We start from the raw sequence: 16390 nt of genomic DNA, 5'->3' as shown, positions 1-16390 counted from the left end.
CTGCCCAGGGCCGGGGTCAGACGTCGAAGTGGGTCCGGGTGGGGCCCTGACCGAGTGACTCGACCACCCCGGCCGCGACGGCGTGGAGCTTGATGTTCCGGGCGCTCGAGGCCGACTTCAGGAGCTCGAACGCCTCGGCCTGGCTGCAGCGGTTCTGCGCCATGATGATGCCGACGGCGACGTCGATCACGGTACGCGTCTCCAGGGTGGCCTTGAGGTTGGCGGCCGTATCGCTGCTGTGCGCGAACCGGACAGCGAGGCGCAGGGCCATGGATGTCTGGTGGACGAAGTCACGGGCAAGTTCCGTGGCGCGCTCATCGAACCGGCCCGGCCGGTGCGAATACAGGTTCAGGGCGGCCCGGGTCTCGCCTTCGAGCAGGAACGGCAGCGCCAGGATGGACCGGAAGCCATGTCCGCGCACCGTGGCGGCGTACTGCGGCCAGCGGCCATCCAGAACCAGATCCTCAACGTGGACGGTTTCCTGCTCGCGGGAAGCCGTCATGCAAGGACCGTCGCCGAAGGCGTACTGGATTTCGTCCATGGCCTGCGAGGCGGGGCTGCTGCTCGCGACGGTGGCCGCCTTCCTTTCCCGCAGGAGCGTGATGCCGCACAGGATTTCGTCCCCGGGCTCGGACAGGCTGCGCGCGGACACGCGGGCGAGCTCACCGAGGAAGTCCTCGACGTCGGAGCTGGTGAGCACCAGTTCATGCAGGTGCTGGTTTATTGAATTTGCGGTTGACTCGCTGACCACTTATCTGTTGTGCCGTTTCACTCAGGTCAAGACGACCCGGCCATGCTTTCCACCGCGGCAAAGTGGCGGATACGGCAGCGGCCGGATCGAAGAACAATCCAACGGCTCGCTGCAAAACCGTACCGGGAGAGTATATACATCCGGGAAACGCAGGTTCCATTCAGGCCCTGGTCCGACGGCTCCTGAACCGTTCGTCCCGGGCATAAGCTGTGCCTTAAACGAATTGTCGTGAACGGATCCGCATGCCAGAGCTGGACGTCAAGGGCTCGCCCTCCGCACCGCTGGCGATCGCCCGCGCCGCGGGCCGGCCCGTCGCCGCCGTGTTGGAAGAGCTGGGCTCGGGCGGGAATGGACTGACTGGTGCCGAAGCGGTCAGGCGGCTGGCGGAATTGGGACCGAATGCGGTGCGGACCCACATGGCCAGCGGGTGGTCGGTGCTGGGCCGGCAATTGGCCAGCCCCATCCTGATCCTCCTGCTCATCACCGCCGGGCTTTCACTGTTTCTCGGGGATCCCACGAACGCGATCGTCATCGGCGTGATCCTGCTGGTCAGTGTCGGGCTCGGATTCAGCAACGAATACCGGGCCGAACGCGCTGCGGAGGCCCTGCATTCGCGCGTCACGCACCGCGCCGTCGTCATCCGCGACGGGGTCCAAGGCGAAATCGACGTCACCGCGCTGGTGCCCGGCGACGTCGTCCACTTGGGGATCGGCGCGATCATTCCGGCCGACATGCGGGTGCTGACGGCGAAGGACCTCCTGTGTGATGAAAGCATCCTGACCGGGGAATCGCTGCCGGTCGCCAAGGACCCGGCGCCGGTGCCGGAGGATGCGCCGCTGGCGGAGCTGAGCAGCTGCCTCTTCATGGGGACCGTGATTCAGTCCGGCAGTTGTACCGCGGTGGTGGTCGCCACCGGAGGCCGGGCGGAATTCGGCCGGATTGCACTGGGCCTGGGCGAACGGCAGCCGCAGACCGAGTTTCAGCTGGGCCTGAAACGATTCTCCTTCCTGTTGCTGCAGGTGGCCATCGGACTGAGCTCGCTCATCTTCGTCGCGAACCTGCTGCTGCACCGGCCAGTGATCGAATCGCTGCTGTTCTCCCTGGCGATCGCGGTCGGCATCACTCCGCAGCTGCTGCCCGCGGTGGTCAGCACCAGCCTGGCCACGGGAACCCGGCAACTGGCCCGGCGCAAGGTCCTGGTGAAGCGCCTGGTCTGCATCGAGGACCTGGGCGACATGGACATCCTGGTCACGGACAAGACCGGGACGCTGACCGAGGGCCGGATCAGCTTCACCGCCGCGCTGCCCGTCGGCCCGGGCATCCCGCCCGCCGAGCTGCTCACGCTCGGACTGTTGGCGACAGAGGCCGAATACGCCGAGGCGAAACTCTCTGCGGTCGGCCTGAACCCCTTGGATGCCGCCCTCTGGGAATCATCCGACGCGGCGGCCTTCCGGCCCGAGCGCTACGAACGCCTGGACGTCATAGACTTCGACCACCAGCGCCGCCGGACCAGCGTGCTGGTGCGCGAAGCCAACGGAGAAGCCCGCATCATCACAAAAGGCTCGCCGGAAGATGTCCTGGCCCTCTGCGTGGGCACGCCGGCGGACGTGCAGGCGATGCTGGACAAGCAGTTCGACGCCGGATCCCGGGTGATAGCTGTCGGAACGCGACCCGCGGGCGGGCTGGAGGACCTGACGCCATCCGACGAGAAAGACCTGGTCCTTGCCGGGTTCCTCATCTTCCTGGACCGGCCCAAAGCCAATGCCCGCGGCTCGCTTGACCAGCTCGAGGCGCTCGGCATTACGGTCAAGATCGCCACCGGCGACAACGCCCGGGTCGCCGAAAAGGTCTGTGACGAACTCGGCGTCCTCTCCGGCGGAACGCTCAGCGGCGCCGCCGTGGAGGCCATGTCCGATCCGGAGCTGGCCGCCGCCGCACGGGAGGCCAGCATCTTCGCCCGCGTATCGCCCGAACAGAAGGCGCGGATCATCCGGCTGCTGCGGCTAAGCGGCGGCGCCGTCGGGTTCATGGGCGACGGCGTCAACGACGCCCTGGCACTGCATGCCGCGGACATCGGCATCTCGGTCGACAGCGCCACCGACGTCGCCAAGGACGCCGCCGACGTCGTGCTGCTGGACAAGGACCTGGGGGTGTTGGCTGAGGGCGTCATGGAAGGCCGGCGGATCTTCGCCAACACCATCAAGTACGTTCTCATGGGCACGTCCAGCAACTTCGGCAACATGTTCAGTGCGGCTACGGCCTCCGTGCTGTTGAGTTTCCTGCCCATGCTGCCGGGCCAGATTCTGCTCAACAACCTGCTCTACGATGCCGGCCAGCTGGCCATTCCGGGCGACCGGGTGGACAAGGAACAGCTGGTGGCCCCATCGCACTGGGACATCGGCTTCATCCGGCGTTTCATGTTCCTGTTTGGCCCGATCAGCTCTATCTTCGACTTCGCGACCTTCGCCCTGATGCTGTTCGTCCTCGACGCGGTTCCCGGCGAATTCCGGGCCGGCTGGTTCATCGAGTCCATCGTCACGCAGACACTGATCATCTTCGTCATCCGGACCCGGCGCGTGCCCTTCTTCCGGAGCAGGCCGTCGCTGGGCCTGGTCGGTGCCTCCCTGGGGGTGGTAACCCTGGGGGTGTACCTGCCGTTCTCGCCCCTGGCCGGCGTGCTGGGCTTCGATCCGCTGCCTGTTCCGTTCTTCCTCGCCTTGCTCGGGATGGCCGCGGTGTACTTGGTTCTGGTCGAAATGGCGAAAGTCTGGTTCTACGCCCGGGCCGCCCAGCAGCCTGTCCCTGGCCGGCCAGCGGCGCTCCGGCACCGCGGCCGGACCCACCGCATTGCCCGGCGGGCCGCCCGCTTCAGCATCCCGGCGAAGCCGCTCCTCGTCCGCCGGGGCCCGGGATGGCGCCGTCGACGCAAACTCGGGCATAAAGGCCCTCACAGGGTTTCGGCCGCGGGCGGATAGTTGGAGGCAGCGGCCACCTGGTCCTGTTCGGGTTTGGGGAACCCGTAGGAGCGCACCAGTTTCAGCAGCACACGACTGATGGCCGATGGCCCACGCTTCGACTTGAAAGCCATAGCCCATGAGCATCTTTGAAGACAGGGTGGACGCCGGCAGGCAGCTCGGCAGGCGTCTGGCGGAATTGCGGGGCCAGGACATTGTGGTCCTGGGCCTGCCGCGCGGCGGCGTGCCCGTAGCCTTCGAAGTCGCCGCCGCCCTGGACGCTCCCCTGGATGTGATTGTGGTGCGGAAACTTGGGCTTCCCTACCAGCCCGAGCTCGCCATGGGGGCGATCGGTGAAGGCGGCGCCAAAGTCCTGGACGAGGAAGTCCTGGCCCATTCACGGGTCAGCGGCGAGGAACTCCAGGCTGTTGAAGAACGCGAACGCGCCGTGCTGGAAAACCGGGTGGTGCTGTTCCGGAAGGGCCGGACCCGGCACGACCTGACCGGACGCATCGCGGTGATCGTCGACGACGGGATCGCCACCGGCTCCACCGCCCGGGTGGCCTGCCGGGTCGCCCGTAAACAGGGTGCGGCCCGCGTGATCCTGGCCGTTCCGGTTGCCCCCGCCGAGACCCTCGCCGACCTGACAGAACCGGACGAAGTGGTCTGCCTGGCGACCCCGCGCCAGTTCACCGCCGTCGGATACCACTACCGGGACTTCTCGCCCACTGACGACGACGAGGTGCTGCGCCTGCTCGATCTTGCGGCCAAACGCGTCGAGGCCGCACCGCCGCCCTTCTGGACCTCGACGGCGACCCGCACGGACGGCGCCGCCGACGTCGACGAGGAAGTGGAAATCCCGTCCCGCGGGGTGCGGCTCCAGGCCCAGCTCCACCTGCCGGTGCCGGCGCGGGCCGTAGTGCTGTTCGCCCATGGCAGCGGCAGCAGCCGCCACAGCCCCCGGAACCGGTACGTGGCCGGTGTCCTGCAGCAGGCCGGTCTCGGCACGCTGCTGCTGGACCTGCTGACGCCGGCGGAGGAGCGCCACCGCGCCAACGTCTTTGACATCGAACTCCTGGCCCGCAGGCTGTCCTCGGCAACGGACTGGCTTTCCACCCGGGCAGATACGGCCTCCTGCGCTGTGGGCTATTTCGGTGCGAGCACGGGAGCCGGGGCTGCACTGTGGGCGGCGTCGGAGCCGTCGGCCCGGATCGCGGCTGTCGTGTCCCGCGGTGGCCGCCCCGACCTCGCCGGCCCGCGGTTGTCCGCCGTCAAAGCGCCCACGCTCCTGATCGTGGGGAGCCTGGACCACGAGGTCCTGGAACTCAACCGCCGGGCGAAAGCGATGATGCGCAGCCCCAGCCAGCTCGCCGTTGTGCAGGGGGCGACGCACTTATTCGAAGAGCCGGGCACGCTCGCGGCGGCGGCCATCCTGGCGCGGGACTGGTTTGTCGACTACCTGCTGCCCCCGAACGGTGCCAGCGCGCGGGCAGCGGGCGTCTGAGGGGGCGGAACCAGCAGGGCCGGGGTCACGAAGGCCGCGGACCCTAGCCCCGGCGGCCCTCTGCCCTGGACCGGATCCCCAGGAGCATCCGCCGTTCCATCAGGAACTGCACTGGCTCCAGCAGTGCGCGCAGGGCCAGCCCCTCCGCCAGGGGCGAAAAGTCGTACCGGGTGCGGGACAGGAGCCTGGTGGCCTGGGGACCAGCGGGCCGCAACACGAACGTCCAGCTGATGTCCAGCCGGCGCCCGGTGGGGCGGACCCCTGCCGGCGACATCGTCCCCGTGCGCAGATCGATGGTTCCGCCCAGCCCCAGCACCGTCCCGGACTGGAGGAGCCTGACCGGCAGGCCGCCGTCGGCGGACATCGGAACAATGTCGCCTACTTTCAGGCGCTGCAGCTCCGGGAGAATCCGGTCCGCGTTCCGGATGCCCAGACCCGCGCCGCGTTCGAGCCAGTCGTAGGAGTAGAATCCGCCGCGCCCGGCGCCCATCTGGACCAGCCATGGCCAGACCTCTGCCACCGGCGCCGCAATGGTGACCGCACGGGTGCTTTGCATGCGCGGGGCGGGCACGATCTCGTCCCCGGCGAGCGGGCCGGCGGCCTCCTGGGTGGTGGCCCCCCAGCGCAGGAGCCGCGGCCGGACGGCCAGGACGTAGGCTGCGCCCGCCGATGCCGCAGCCAGCGCCGCGAGCGGTCCGCGCAGCCGGCCGGGAACGTGCGGACCGCTCACGCGAGGGACCTCATCCGCTGGTCCGGCCCCGGAGGTCGTCCGAGTCCGGGCCGACCACCACCACCGGGCAGTGGGAGTGGGCCGCGCAGGCCCCGCTCACCGAGCCCATGACCTGATGGAGGAAGCCGCCTTTGCCGCGCCGGCCCACCACGAGCAACTCGGCGTGCTGGCTTTCCTCGATGAGGACCTTGGCCGGCGCCCCGAACTTGACCGAGCGGGTGAGTCCTTCCGGACGCGATTCGCCGAAGGCCCGCTCCAGTGACTGGTCCACGAGGCGTTCGGCGGTCTCCTCCAGCTCATCGAGGGTGGGCGTTCTGTCCTCCGGCAGGTGGGATGCAAGGAAGAAATCGGAAGTTCCCAGGCAGGTGATGATTTCCAACGGGATGTTCAGCCCCGTGGACATGCGCCCGGCGAGGCGGAGCGCCGTCGTCGAAAACTCGGAACCGTCCACACCCACGACAATGCGCTGATCACCGTTCATGTTCCCCAGCCTTGCCGCTGCCCCCGGGACTGCCTAGGGCCGAAAGTCACGCGGGGCTGGGCACTGCGGCCGCCTCCCCTTAGGGTGGAACGGTGAGCGCGGCACCGGAGCAGGTGCCGGCCCCCGGCCGGACCATGACGGTCAGCCGAGCCTGCCACCCGAGGAGTTCCTGATGCGAGTTGCTGTTACTGGAGGAAGCGGAAAGCTGGGCCGAAACGTCGTGCGGCGGCTCAGCGATGACGGGCACGAGGTGACCAACCTGGACCGCACCGGCGCGCGCGGCCGCGGCTTCACGGAGGTGGACCTGCGCAATTACGGCCAGGTGGTGGATGTGTTCCTGGGCCTGGAGGACCGCCATGCCGGCTTTGACGCCGTGGTGCACCTGGCAGCGATTCCCGCACCGGGCCATGCCCCTGATGCCGCCACCTTCGAGAACAATATGCAGTCCACCTATAACGTGTTCCAGGCTGCCCGCCGGGCCGGGATCAAGAAAATCGTCTACGCGTCCAGTGAGACGGTGCTGGGGCTGCCTTTCGACGTCGACCCTCCCTACATCCCGGTGGACGAGGACTACCCCGCCCGGCCGGAAAGCACGTACTCCCTGGTCAAACACCTTGAGGAGCAGATGGCCATCCAGCTGACCCGCTGGGACCCGGACCTGAGTATCACCGGCCTGCGGTTCTCCAATGTGATGGACCCGGAGGACTATGAGGAATTCCCCTCCTTCGACCACGACGCCCGGGCGCGCAAGTGGAATCTCTGGGGCTACATTGACGGCCGGGACGGCGCGCAGGCCGTGGCCCGCGCCCTGGAGCACGGCAAACCCGGCTTCGAGGCGTTCATCATCGCCAACGAGGACACGGTGATGAGCCGCTCCAGCGCCAGCCTGGCCGCCGAGGTGTTCCCGAACGTGAAAGTGGTCAAGGACCTGGCCGAGCACGAGACCATGCTCTCGATCGACAAGGCCAAGCGGCTGCTGGGCTACGCGCCGGAGCACACCTGGCGGAACTACCACCCGCTGCGCACCACCCCCACGGAAGACTGACCCCAATTTGAGGAGCTCCATGCAATACCGCACCCTGGGCAACAGCGGCGCCGTCGTCTCCAATTACGCGCTGGGCACCATGACTATTGGCGCCGAGGCCACCGAGGAGCAATCCCGCGCGATCCTGGATGACTACTTCGCGGCGGGCGGCAACTTCATCGACACCGCCGACGTCTACAGCTCGGGGGTGTCGGAGGAAATCATCGGCCGGTGGCTGGCGGACCGGGCCGAGGTCCGGGACCGGGCGGTGGTGGCCACGAAGGGCCGTTTCCCCATGGGCCAGGCGCCCAACGACGTCGGAACCTCCCGCCGGCACTTGGTCCGGGCACTCGATGACTCGCTGCGCCGGCTGGGCGTGGAACAGATCGATCTCTACCAGCTGCACGCCTGGGATCCGGTCACGCCCCTCGAGGAGACCCTCCGGTTCCTGCACGACGCCGTCACCAGCGGCAAAATCGCCTACTACGGCTTCTCCAACTTCCTGGGCTGGCAGTTGACCAAGGCTGTCCATGTGGCGAAGGCCCATGGCTGGAGCGCCCCGGTGACGCTGCAGCCTCAGTACAGCCTGCTGGTCCGGGAGATCGAGTCGGAAGTTGTGCCGGCCTCACTCGACGCCGGGATCGGGCTGCTGCCATGGTCGCCGCTGGGTGGCGGGTGGCTGTCCGGCAAGTACAAGCGCGACCAGCCGCCGGCCGGGGCGACCCGGCTCGGCGAAAACCCGAAGCGGGGGATGGAGGCCTGGGAGGCCCGCAACGCCGATCCGCGCACCTGGGACGTGATTGCCGAGGTGGAGCAGACCGCCGGGCGCCATGGCGTGAGCCCTTCCCAGGTGGCGCTGGCCTGGCTGGCGGACCGGCCGGCGGTCACCTCGGTGATCCTGGGCGCCCGCACCACCGGGCAGCTGGCGGACAATCTCGCGGCCGCGGATCTGCGGCTCACCGCAGGCGAGACGGAGCGGTTGACCGAGGTCAGCCGGCCGCGCGTCGGCGTCTATCCGTACGGGCCCATGGCCCAGGAACAGCGCAGCCGGAAGCTCGAGGGCGGCCGCTAACCAAACAAGCCGCTTACCAAATAGGCCGCTAACCAAATAACGCGAAGTCACCTGGCACCGGTCCAGGGGGTGGATGGGCGCGGAGGGACCCCGCGTCAGTTCCCGGGGGAGGCGGGGCCGCCGGCGTGGTAGCTGGACCAGATGTCGCCCATTTCCTCGGTGGACTGCTCCACGATCCTGCTCATGGCGGCGTGCGCGGCGTCCGCCTCGCCGCGCTGAATGGCGCTGGCCACATCCACGTGCAGCTGGAGGGCCTCGTGGTGGGGCAAATGCGGCATGAGGCCGTGCTCGGTGCGCCCCGTCAGCACCTCGGTGACCAGGTTGTGCAGCTGGGCGAACATGGCGTTGCCCGAGGCACGGAGCACCGCCGCGTGGAAGTCGATGTCGAGCCGGAGGAACTCGTCTTGGTCCCCGCGCTGGCCGGACGCCCACAGCCGTGCGGCGAGGGAGACGAGGTCGCTGCCGGCATCCCAGGATGCCCTCTCGGCGGCGAGGCGGGCAGCCTGCGGTTCGATTGCCCCGCGGAGCTCGTTCAGGGCCTGCAATTGCTCGAGGCGCCTTGAGGACGCAAGCCGCCAGCGGATCACCTGGGGGTCGTACGCGTTCCACGATTCCTCCGGCTGCACCACCGTCCCCAGCCGCCGCCGCGACTCCAGCATCCCCTTGGAGGACAGCACGCGGGTGGCTTCCCGCACCACGGACCGGGAGACGTTGTGCTGGGCCTCAATCTCGTCCAGGCGCAGGATCGAGTGCGGCGCCAGCGTCCCTTCGGCGATGGCAAGCCCCAGGTTCTGGAGCAGCACGGCATGAAGGTCTGCTGTTGGCTCCGCCTTTGGAGTTTTCATAAATAAATCATACTGGTGGACGCAAGGGTCTTGTTTAAGTCTGCTTTATTTCTCTATGATCGCTTCCAGAGCGGATGTAAAGATGCATTTGCAGTCGGCTGGATGTTCTCGCCAGCCCTGAAAACCAAAGGAAGTCGTAATGAAGCGACGTTCAATTGCGAAGTACGCGGCTGTTGCCGCGGTCCTGTCCCTGGGGTTGACTGCCTGCGGCGGAGCCAGCGGCAGCACCGACGCCAAGACCTCCGGCACCGTCCGGGTCACTCTCGCAAACCATGTCTGGACCGAAGGCATCAAGGCCGCCATCCCGGAATTCGAGAAGTCCAGCGGGCTCAAGGTCGAACTGACCCAACTGGGCGAAGACCAGCTCTCGGACCAGTACAACGTCAAGCTCAACGCCGGCAGCGACGAGATCGACGTGATGATGTACCGCCCGCTCCAGGAAGGCAAGGCGTTCGCGAAGAACGGCTACCTCGCGGACCTGACGTCCAAGGTCTCCTCGGACGCCGCGTGGGACTGGAAGGACTACCAGGAGGGCCCGGTCAAGGCCACCACCGTTGACGGCAAAGTGGTCGGCGTCCCGATCATCACCGAGCGCGAAGTCCTCTACTACCGCAAGGACCTGCTGAAGGCCGCCGGCCTGGAGGTTCCCAAGACCATGGACGAGCTCGAAGCCGCGGCCAAGGCCATCAAGGCTTCTTCCCCGGACACCGCCGGCTTCGTGGCCCGCACCGGCAAGTCCGCTGCCGTCACCCAGTTCTCCAGCTTCCTGTACAGCTTCGGGGGCGACTTCACCGACGCCGGCGGCAAGTCCGCCGTCAACTCCGACGCCGCGAAGAAGGCCTACGCGTTCTACGGCGGCCTGATCAAGAACTACGGCCCCGCCAACGTCAGCACCGACATGAGCTGGCCCGAGGCCATGGCAATCTTCACGCAGGGCAAGGCCGCCTTCTACACCGAGGCCGACTCGCTCTACAAGAACGCCACCGACCCGGCCAAGTCCAAGGTCGCCGACACGGTGGGCTTCGCCGCCCTGCCCGCCGGCCCCGCCGGTTCCAAGCCGTACAACATCCCGTCCTGGGGCCTCGCCGTCAACCAGGCATCGAGCAACCAGGACAACGCCTGGAAGTTCATCCAGTGGGCCACCAGCAAGGAACGCACCCTCGAGGCACAGAAGGCCGGCGTCCCCGGACCGCGCGCCTCGGTCTGGGCTGACCCGGCCGGAACCTCCACGTACCCGAAGGACCTCGCCGAGGCCATCACCGTCAGTGCCAAGAACGGCGTCGGACACGACCGTCCCCAGGTTCTCACCGTGGGCAAGGCCCGCGAAATCGTGGGCGGCCCGATCGTCGCGACCATCACCGGCTCTGACGGTTCCGCCGCAGCCGACACGGCGCACGACGCCTTCCAGAAGTTCCTGGACACCGAAAAGAAGTAGCGCGGCCGGCGCGCTACGCGCCTGACGCACTACCCGCGTGACGCACCATCGAGCCCGGCGGGACGGCAGTCCGCTGCCGTCCCGCCGCGGCCAGCTCTTCACTTCACCCCCAACTCCTTAGGTGAACCATGTCTGTATTGACCCCTCCCCGCAGCGCGCCGACCAGGAAGGCCGCCCGCCCACCCAGCGCACGCGAGAACTTCTCGGGCTGGGCCAACCGGCACCGCAAGTGGCTCTTCGCCGCCCCCGCCATGATCTTCGTCGGCGTCCTGATCGTCTTCCCGCTGGCCTGGACCCTGTACCTGAGCCTGACCGATTCGCAGGGCTCGGTAAGGGCTGCCTCCGAGTTCGTCGGCCTGCAGAACTACCTCACGGTCCTGTCCGACGTCGAACGCTTCTGGCCCGCCGTCGGCCGCACGCTCAGCTTCACCGGCGTTGCCCTCATCTGCGAGGTGGTGCTTGGCATGTGCATCGCGCTGCTGCTGTGGCGCCCGTTCCGCGGCGAAAAGTGGGTCCGCGTTGCCATCCTGCTTCCGCTCGTCGCCACCCCCGTGGCGGTCGGCATGATGTGGAGGCTGATCTTCGACCCCAACATCGGCTTCGTCAACCAACTGCTCGGCATGGTCGGCATTCCCGCCCAGCCCTGGCTCTCCGGCCAGGACACGGCGCTGGGCACCACCATCTTCATGGACGTGTGGCAGTGGACCCCCATGGTGGTCCTGATCCTGCTGGCCGGGCTGACCTCCCTCTCAGAGGAGCCCGACGAGGCGGCCCGGATGGACGGCGCCAACGCCTTCCAGCGTTTCTTCTTCATCACGCTGCCCCTCATGATGCCGACCGTGATCGTCGCCATCCTGCTCCGGGGCATCGACGCCCTGAAGACCTTCGACATCCTCTACGCCACCAAGGGCAAAGGCGGCGGGTCCTTCCACGAAGTGGAAACGCTCAACGTCTACGCCTACGGGCTGAGCTTCGACTACAACCAGTACGGCCTCTCCTCCGCGGTGCTGATCCTGTTCTTCATGATCATCATCGGCTCCATGTGGCTGCTGACCATGCGCAAGAAAGCGGTAAGCAAATGACCGTACTGTCCAAAAACACCGAAGACACTGAAAACACCGAACCCCAAACCGCCCCCGCCGAGCCGGCCAAGACGGCGCCGCGCCCCCGGAAGCCGCTGGGCACCCGCGCGTACAAGGTGTTCCGCGTCGCCGCACTGGTGGCCGTGGTGCTGTTCCTGATCGCCCCGCTGTTCTGGATGCTGCTGGCCTCCCTCAAGACCAACGTGGACATCTACGACACCGGTAAGTCGTTCTTGTTCACCCCCACATTCGAGAACTACGCCAATGTGCTGCAGCGGAACAACTACTTCGTCTTCATCTTCAACAGCTTCTGGGTGGCCTTCGTCTCCACGGCCCTGTCGCTGGTCCTGGGCGTGCCGGCCGCCTACGCCATGAGCCGGTTCACGATGCACCGCTCGGCGCTCGTGGTCCTTATGGCCCGCGTCATCCCCGGCGTCTCCCTGCTGGTGCCCTGGTACTACGTCTTCTCCAACCTGAAGATGGTGGGCGGTTTCGAGGTCCTGATCCTCAGCCACATGTTCGTCGCGCTGCCGCTGATCGTGTACATCATGATGAGCTACTTCGATTCCCTGCAGCTGGAGCTGGAGGAGTCGGCCCAGGTGGACGGCCTCACCCCGATTGGCGCGTTCCGCCGCATCACGCTGCCGCTCTCCGTCGCCGGCATGGCTACCGCCGGCATCCTGTCCTTCATTTTCTCGTGGAACAACTTCATGTTCGCCCTGGTGCTCTCCGGCTCCAAGACCAAGACGCTGCCGGTCGCGATCTTCGACTTCGTCTCCTACGCCAGCATCGACTGGGGCGGACTCATGGCGGCCGCCACCGTGGTCACCATCCCGATCATGATCATTGCGCTCTTCACGCAGAAGTACATCGTCTCCGGCATGACCGCCGGCGCGACCAAGGGCTAGGCAACAGATGACACTCATCAGCAGGATTGAAACATTCCTTGTGGCGCCGCGCTGGCTCTTCGTCCGGATCGAGACCGAGAGCGGGATCGTCGGCTGGGGGGAGGCGAGCTGCGAAGGCCGCAGCGAAACCGTGCGCACCGCCGTCGAGCAGCTCTCGGAGCTGCTCATCGGCAACGATGCGCTGCGGATCGAGGACCACTGGCAGGTCATGACCAAGGGGTCCTTCTACCGCGGCGGGCCGATCCTGGCCAGCGCCGTGTCCGGCCTGGACCAGGCCCTCTGGGACATTGCCGGCAAGCACTTCAACACCCCCGTGCACCAGCTGCTCGGCGGCCATGTCCGGGACCGGATCCGGATGTACGGCTGGGTGGGCGGGGATGAGCCCAACGAGGTGGCCGACCAGATCAGCGCGCAGCTGGAGGTCGGGCTGACGGCCGTCAAGATGAACGCCAGCGGCCGGATGAGCCCCATCGCCTCCGTGGCCGAGCTCGACGGCGTCGTCCGCCGCGTCGCCGCCGCCCGCGAGGTCCTCGGCGACCACCGCGACGTCGCCGTGGACTTCCACGGCCGCTTCAGCCTCGCCAACGCCCGCCGGGTGGCGCCGCTGCTGGAACCGTACCGGCCCTTCTTCCTCGAAGAACCGGTGGTCCCGGAAAACACGCACCTGCTGCGCGAGTTCACCTCATCCACCACGACGCCGGTCTCCACCGGCGAGCGGCTCTACAGCCGGCAGGAATTCCTGCCCGCGCTGCAGGCCGGCATCGCCGTGGCCCAGCCGGACCTCTCCCACGCCGGCGGCATCACCGAGGTCCGCAAGATCGCCTCGCTCGCCGAAATCTACGAGGTCCAGCTCGCCCCGCACTGCCCGCTGGGCCCGCTGGCGCTCGCCGCCTGCCTGCAGGTGGGCTTCGCGACACCCAACTTCCTGATCCAGGAGCAAAGCATCGGCATCCACTACAACCAGGGCGCCGAAGTCCTGGACTACGTGGTGGACAAGTCCCCGCTGAAGTTCGTGGACGGACACATCGAACGGCTCACCGGCCCGGGCCTGGGCATCGAGATCGACGAGGCCGTGGTCCGGGCCGCGGACAAGCGCGGGCATGCCTGGCGCGGTCCCGTCTGGCGGCACCCCGACGGCGCCTTCGCCGAGTGGTGAACGCCCGAACGCCGGATCCGGACCTATTTGCCCCGACGAAGGAGAAGCCTGACATGGAGAACACGCTGACGCCCGAACTGCTGCTGGCCGGCATCCAGGAAAGCCGGCTCGTGGCAATTGTGCGCGGCACAGACGGGGCGGCCGCCGCGAAGGCAGCCCTCGCAGCGATGGAGGAGGGCTTCCGGTACGTCGAAATAGCGCTCACCACGCCGCGGGCCCTTGAAGCGATCCGCGACGTCCGCGCAGCCGCCCCCGCGGGCTGCTTCGTCGGTGCCGGAACGGTGCTGACGGCCCGGGACGTTGCCCAGGTGGCCGAGGCGGGCGGCCAGTTCATGGTGACCCCGTCGCTGGCAGAGTCGATCGCCGAATCGGCCCGGCTGGGGGTGCCCGTGCTCGCCGGTGCGCTGACCCCCAGTGAGGCCCACGAAGCCATGAACCGCGGCGCCACCGCGGTCAAGCTCTTCCCCGCTTCCATCGGCGGTCCGGCCTACCTCAAGGCGCTCCGCGATCCGTTCCCCGGCATCCCCTTCATCGCGGTCGGCGGCGTCGGGCTGGATGAGGCCGAGGGTTACTGGGAAGCCGGCGCCATCGCCGTGGGGCTCGGCGGACCGCTGTTCGGCGACGCCGGCTCCGGCGGCGACCTCGCCCCGATGCGGGAGCGGGCCCGCGGTTTCGTGGCCCTGGCCGCCGGATTTGGCCGCCCGCGCGCGGGGAGCCTGCGGTGATCGCCGACGTCGACAGCGCGTCCGCCGTGCAGGCTGTGGACCTGCTGACGTTTGGCGAGTCCATGGTCTCGCTGCGGTCCACCGGTCCGTTGTCCGCCGGCGGCAGCCTGGGGATGCACGTGGCCGGGGCAGAATCGAACGTGGCCGTCGGGGTCGCCCGGCTTGGGCACAGCGTCACCTGGGCCGGGGTGGTCGGCGCCGACCCGCACGGGGAGTACATCCTGCGGCAGCTGCGCGCCGAGGGGATCAGGCTGCGGCACCGGGTGGACGCCGCACGGAACACCGGGGTGATGTTCCTTGAACAACGCACCGCGGATGTCACCCGGGCCTTCTACTACCGTGCCGGATCCGCGGGGTCCACCCTGGGCCGGGAGGACCTGGACCGTGCCTTGAGCGCCGGTGCCCGGATCCTGCACCTGACCGGCATCACTGCCGCCCTCAGCCCCGACGCCCGCAAGGCCGTGGAGTACGCGGCCGAGCGCGCCGCCGCCGAAGGCATGGAGGTCTCCCTCGACGTCAATTACCGCAGCAAGCTCTGGACCCGGCAGGAGGCCCGCGCTGCGCTCACGCCGCTCGCCCGGCACGCCAGCATCGTGATCGCCTCCGACGACGAGCTCGGGCTGGTCGCGGCCCCGGTGGGGGCAGGCCCGGAGGGAACACCGCATCCCGGCGATGCCGATACAGATGCAGATGCCGCCGAAACAGCGATGGCCGCCGAACTGCTGGACCGCGGCGTCCGGGAAGTCGTGGTCAAACGCGGCGCCGCCGGCGCCGGCGTCCACACCTCCGACGGGCGCTGGGAAGTGCCCGCCGTGCCCGTGACCAGCATCGATACCGTGGGGGCCGGGGACGCTTTCACCGCCGGCTACCTCTCCGCCCTGCTCGACGGCGCCGACGCCGCCGGACGCCTGCAGCGCGGCGCCCTGGCGGGAGCCTTCGCCGTCAGTACCGCGGGGGACTGGGAAGGCCTGCCCGGCCGCGCGGAGCTGGCACTGCTCGGGACCACGCCGAGCGGAACCACCCAGCGCTAAGCCTCCAGCAATCAGCCCGCCGCCCGCCGCCCCCGCCGTTTTGCCCGGCGCCGCGCCGTTGGCGCCGGGCAATTAAGACATCCCCGTTAGAGCAGATAAGGACCTGTTGTGAAAATCATTGCCGCTGAAGTGTTCGTCACCAGCCCCTCCCGGAACTTCGTGACCCTGCGGATCACCACCGAGGACGGGGTGACCGGGATCGGGGACGCGACCCTGAACGGGCGCGAGCTGGCCGTGGCCGCGTATTTGAAGGAGCACGTCGCGCAGCTGCTGATCGGCAAGGACCCGCACCGGATCGAGGACACCTGGCAGTTCCTGTACCGGTCCTCGTACTGGCGCCGCGGGCCGGTCACGATGGCCGCGATCGCCGCGGTGGACATGGCGTTGTGGGACATCAAGGGCAAGCTCGCCGGGATGCCGGTCTACCAGCTCCTGGGCGGGGCGTCCCGGAACGGGCTGCGCGCCTACGGGCACGCCTCCGGCGCGGACCTGCCCTCGCTCTTCGACTCGGTCCGCGAACACCTGGAGCTCGGGTACAAGTCGATCCGGATCCAGACCGCGGTCCCCGGGATCAAGGCCGTCTACGGCGTCGCGGCCCAGGCCCAGGCCTCCGGGGAGCGGTACGACTACGAACCGGCCGGGCGCGGCGCGTTCCCGCAGGAAGAGGACTGGGACACCCGCGCCTACCTCCG

General features: G+C 68.2%; 15 protein-coding genes and 1 pseudogene. 11 read left to right on the top strand and 5 right to left on the bottom strand.

Annotated features, from left to right (window positions below):
- Positions 1–16 precede the first annotated feature (16 nt).
- Positions 17–751 carry a GAF and ANTAR domain-containing protein gene (locus tag C566_RS0116430; protein WP_018775448.1) on the bottom strand — a complete coding sequence of 245 codons (735 nt, stop codon included), beginning with the start codon at positions 749–751 and terminating at the stop codon, positions 17–19.
- Positions 752–993: 242 nt separating this feature from the next.
- Between C566_RS0116430 and mgtA the strand changes: the two genes are divergently transcribed.
- Positions 994–3726: a magnesium-translocating P-type ATPase gene (gene mgtA / locus C566_RS0116425; RefSeq protein ID WP_018775447.1), complete on the top strand. Its 2733-nt coding sequence runs from the start codon at positions 994–996 to the stop codon at positions 3724–3726.
- Here mgtA and C566_RS22790 read toward each other — a convergent pair.
- Positions 3699–3839 carry a hypothetical protein gene (locus C566_RS22790; protein ID WP_155846921.1) on the bottom strand — a complete coding sequence of 47 codons (141 nt, stop codon included), beginning with the start codon at positions 3837–3839 and terminating at the stop codon, positions 3699–3701. The two genes, mgtA and C566_RS22790, sit on opposite strands and share 28 nt — an antisense overlap.
- A 5-nt stretch (positions 3840–3844) precedes the next feature.
- Here C566_RS22790 and C566_RS0116415 point away from each other — a divergent pair, with 5 nt between their 5' ends.
- On the top strand, positions 3845–5209 hold the full coding sequence (locus tag C566_RS0116415; protein ID WP_018775445.1) for a phosphoribosyltransferase: 1365 nt from the start codon (positions 3845–3847) through the stop codon (positions 5207–5209).
- Between the two features lie 43 nt (positions 5210–5252).
- On the opposite strand, the gene C566_RS0116410 is transcribed toward C566_RS0116415, so the two are convergent.
- Together C566_RS0116410 and C566_RS0116405 are read right to left on the bottom strand one after the other, a co-directional pair.
- Positions 5253–5939, bottom strand: coding sequence for a hypothetical protein (locus tag C566_RS0116410; RefSeq protein WP_018775444.1), 687 nt, complete (start codon positions 5937–5939; stop codon positions 5253–5255).
- Between the two features lie 10 nt (positions 5940–5949).
- Positions 5950–6420: a universal stress protein gene (locus tag C566_RS0116405; protein WP_018775443.1), complete on the bottom strand. Its 471-nt coding sequence runs from the start codon at positions 6418–6420 to the stop codon at positions 5950–5952.
- A 172-nt stretch (positions 6421–6592) separates the two neighbouring features.
- Between C566_RS0116405 and C566_RS0116400 the strand changes: the two genes are divergently transcribed.
- Both C566_RS0116400 and C566_RS0116395 read left to right on the top strand, forming a co-directional pair.
- Complete coding sequence (locus C566_RS0116400) at positions 6593–7465, top strand: NAD-dependent epimerase/dehydratase family protein (RefSeq protein ID WP_026266772.1); 873 nt, start codon at positions 6593–6595, stop codon at positions 7463–7465.
- Between the two features lie 19 nt (positions 7466–7484).
- Positions 7485–8516 (top strand): aldo/keto reductase, encoded by a 1032-nt coding sequence (locus C566_RS0116395; RefSeq protein WP_018775441.1) that lies wholly within the window; start codon positions 7485–7487, stop codon positions 8514–8516.
- Positions 8517–8611: 95 nt separating this feature from the next.
- Here the strand turns inward: C566_RS0116395 and C566_RS0116390 are convergent, their stop codons facing one another.
- Positions 8612–9361, bottom strand: coding sequence for a FadR/GntR family transcriptional regulator (locus C566_RS0116390; protein ID WP_026266771.1), 750 nt, complete (start codon positions 9359–9361; stop codon positions 8612–8614).
- Between the two features lie 139 nt (positions 9362–9500).
- Between C566_RS0116390 and C566_RS0116385 the strand changes: the two genes are divergently transcribed.
- The 7 genes and pseudogenes from C566_RS0116385 to C566_RS0116355 all read left to right on the top strand — a co-directional run.
- Complete coding sequence (locus C566_RS0116385; RefSeq protein ID WP_018775439.1) at positions 9501–10796, top strand: ABC transporter substrate-binding protein; 1296 nt, start codon at positions 9501–9503, stop codon at positions 10794–10796.
- 128 nt (positions 10797–10924) lie between these two features.
- Positions 10925–11878: a carbohydrate ABC transporter permease gene (locus tag C566_RS0116380; RefSeq protein ID WP_081627363.1), complete on the top strand. Its 954-nt coding sequence runs from the start codon at positions 10925–10927 to the stop codon at positions 11876–11878.
- A complete protein-coding gene (locus C566_RS0116375) occupies positions 11875–12786 on the top strand; it encodes a carbohydrate ABC transporter permease (protein ID WP_018775437.1) in 912 nt (303 codons plus the stop codon). Before C566_RS0116380 ends, C566_RS0116375 begins: the two co-directional genes overlap by 4 nt.
- 7 nt (positions 12787–12793) lie before the next feature.
- A complete protein-coding gene (gene dgoD, locus C566_RS0116370) occupies positions 12794–13942 on the top strand; it encodes a galactonate dehydratase (protein WP_018775436.1) in 1149 nt (382 codons plus the stop codon).
- Between the two features lie 53 nt (positions 13943–13995).
- Positions 13996–14667, top strand: coding sequence for a bifunctional 4-hydroxy-2-oxoglutarate aldolase/2-dehydro-3-deoxy-phosphogluconate aldolase (locus tag C566_RS0116365; protein WP_018775435.1), 672 nt, complete (start codon positions 13996–13998; stop codon positions 14665–14667).
- Positions 14664–15698 carry a sugar kinase gene (locus tag C566_RS0116360; RefSeq protein WP_018775434.1) on the top strand — a complete coding sequence of 345 codons (1035 nt, stop codon included), beginning with the start codon at positions 14664–14666 and terminating at the stop codon, positions 15696–15698. The genes C566_RS0116365 and C566_RS0116360 overlap by 4 nt, the downstream gene beginning before the upstream one ends.
- A 108-nt stretch (positions 15699–15806) precedes the next feature.
- Positions 15807–16390, top strand: a pseudogene (locus C566_RS0116355) (bifunctional D-altronate/D-mannonate dehydratase); the annotation flags it as partial.

The organism is Arthrobacter sp. 131MFCol6.1 (assembly GCF_000374925.1).
In the GTDB taxonomy this organism is placed as follows: Bacteria; Actinomycetota; Actinomycetes; order Actinomycetales; family Micrococcaceae; genus Arthrobacter.
This window is presented reverse-complemented; position numbering and strand designations above follow the sequence as displayed.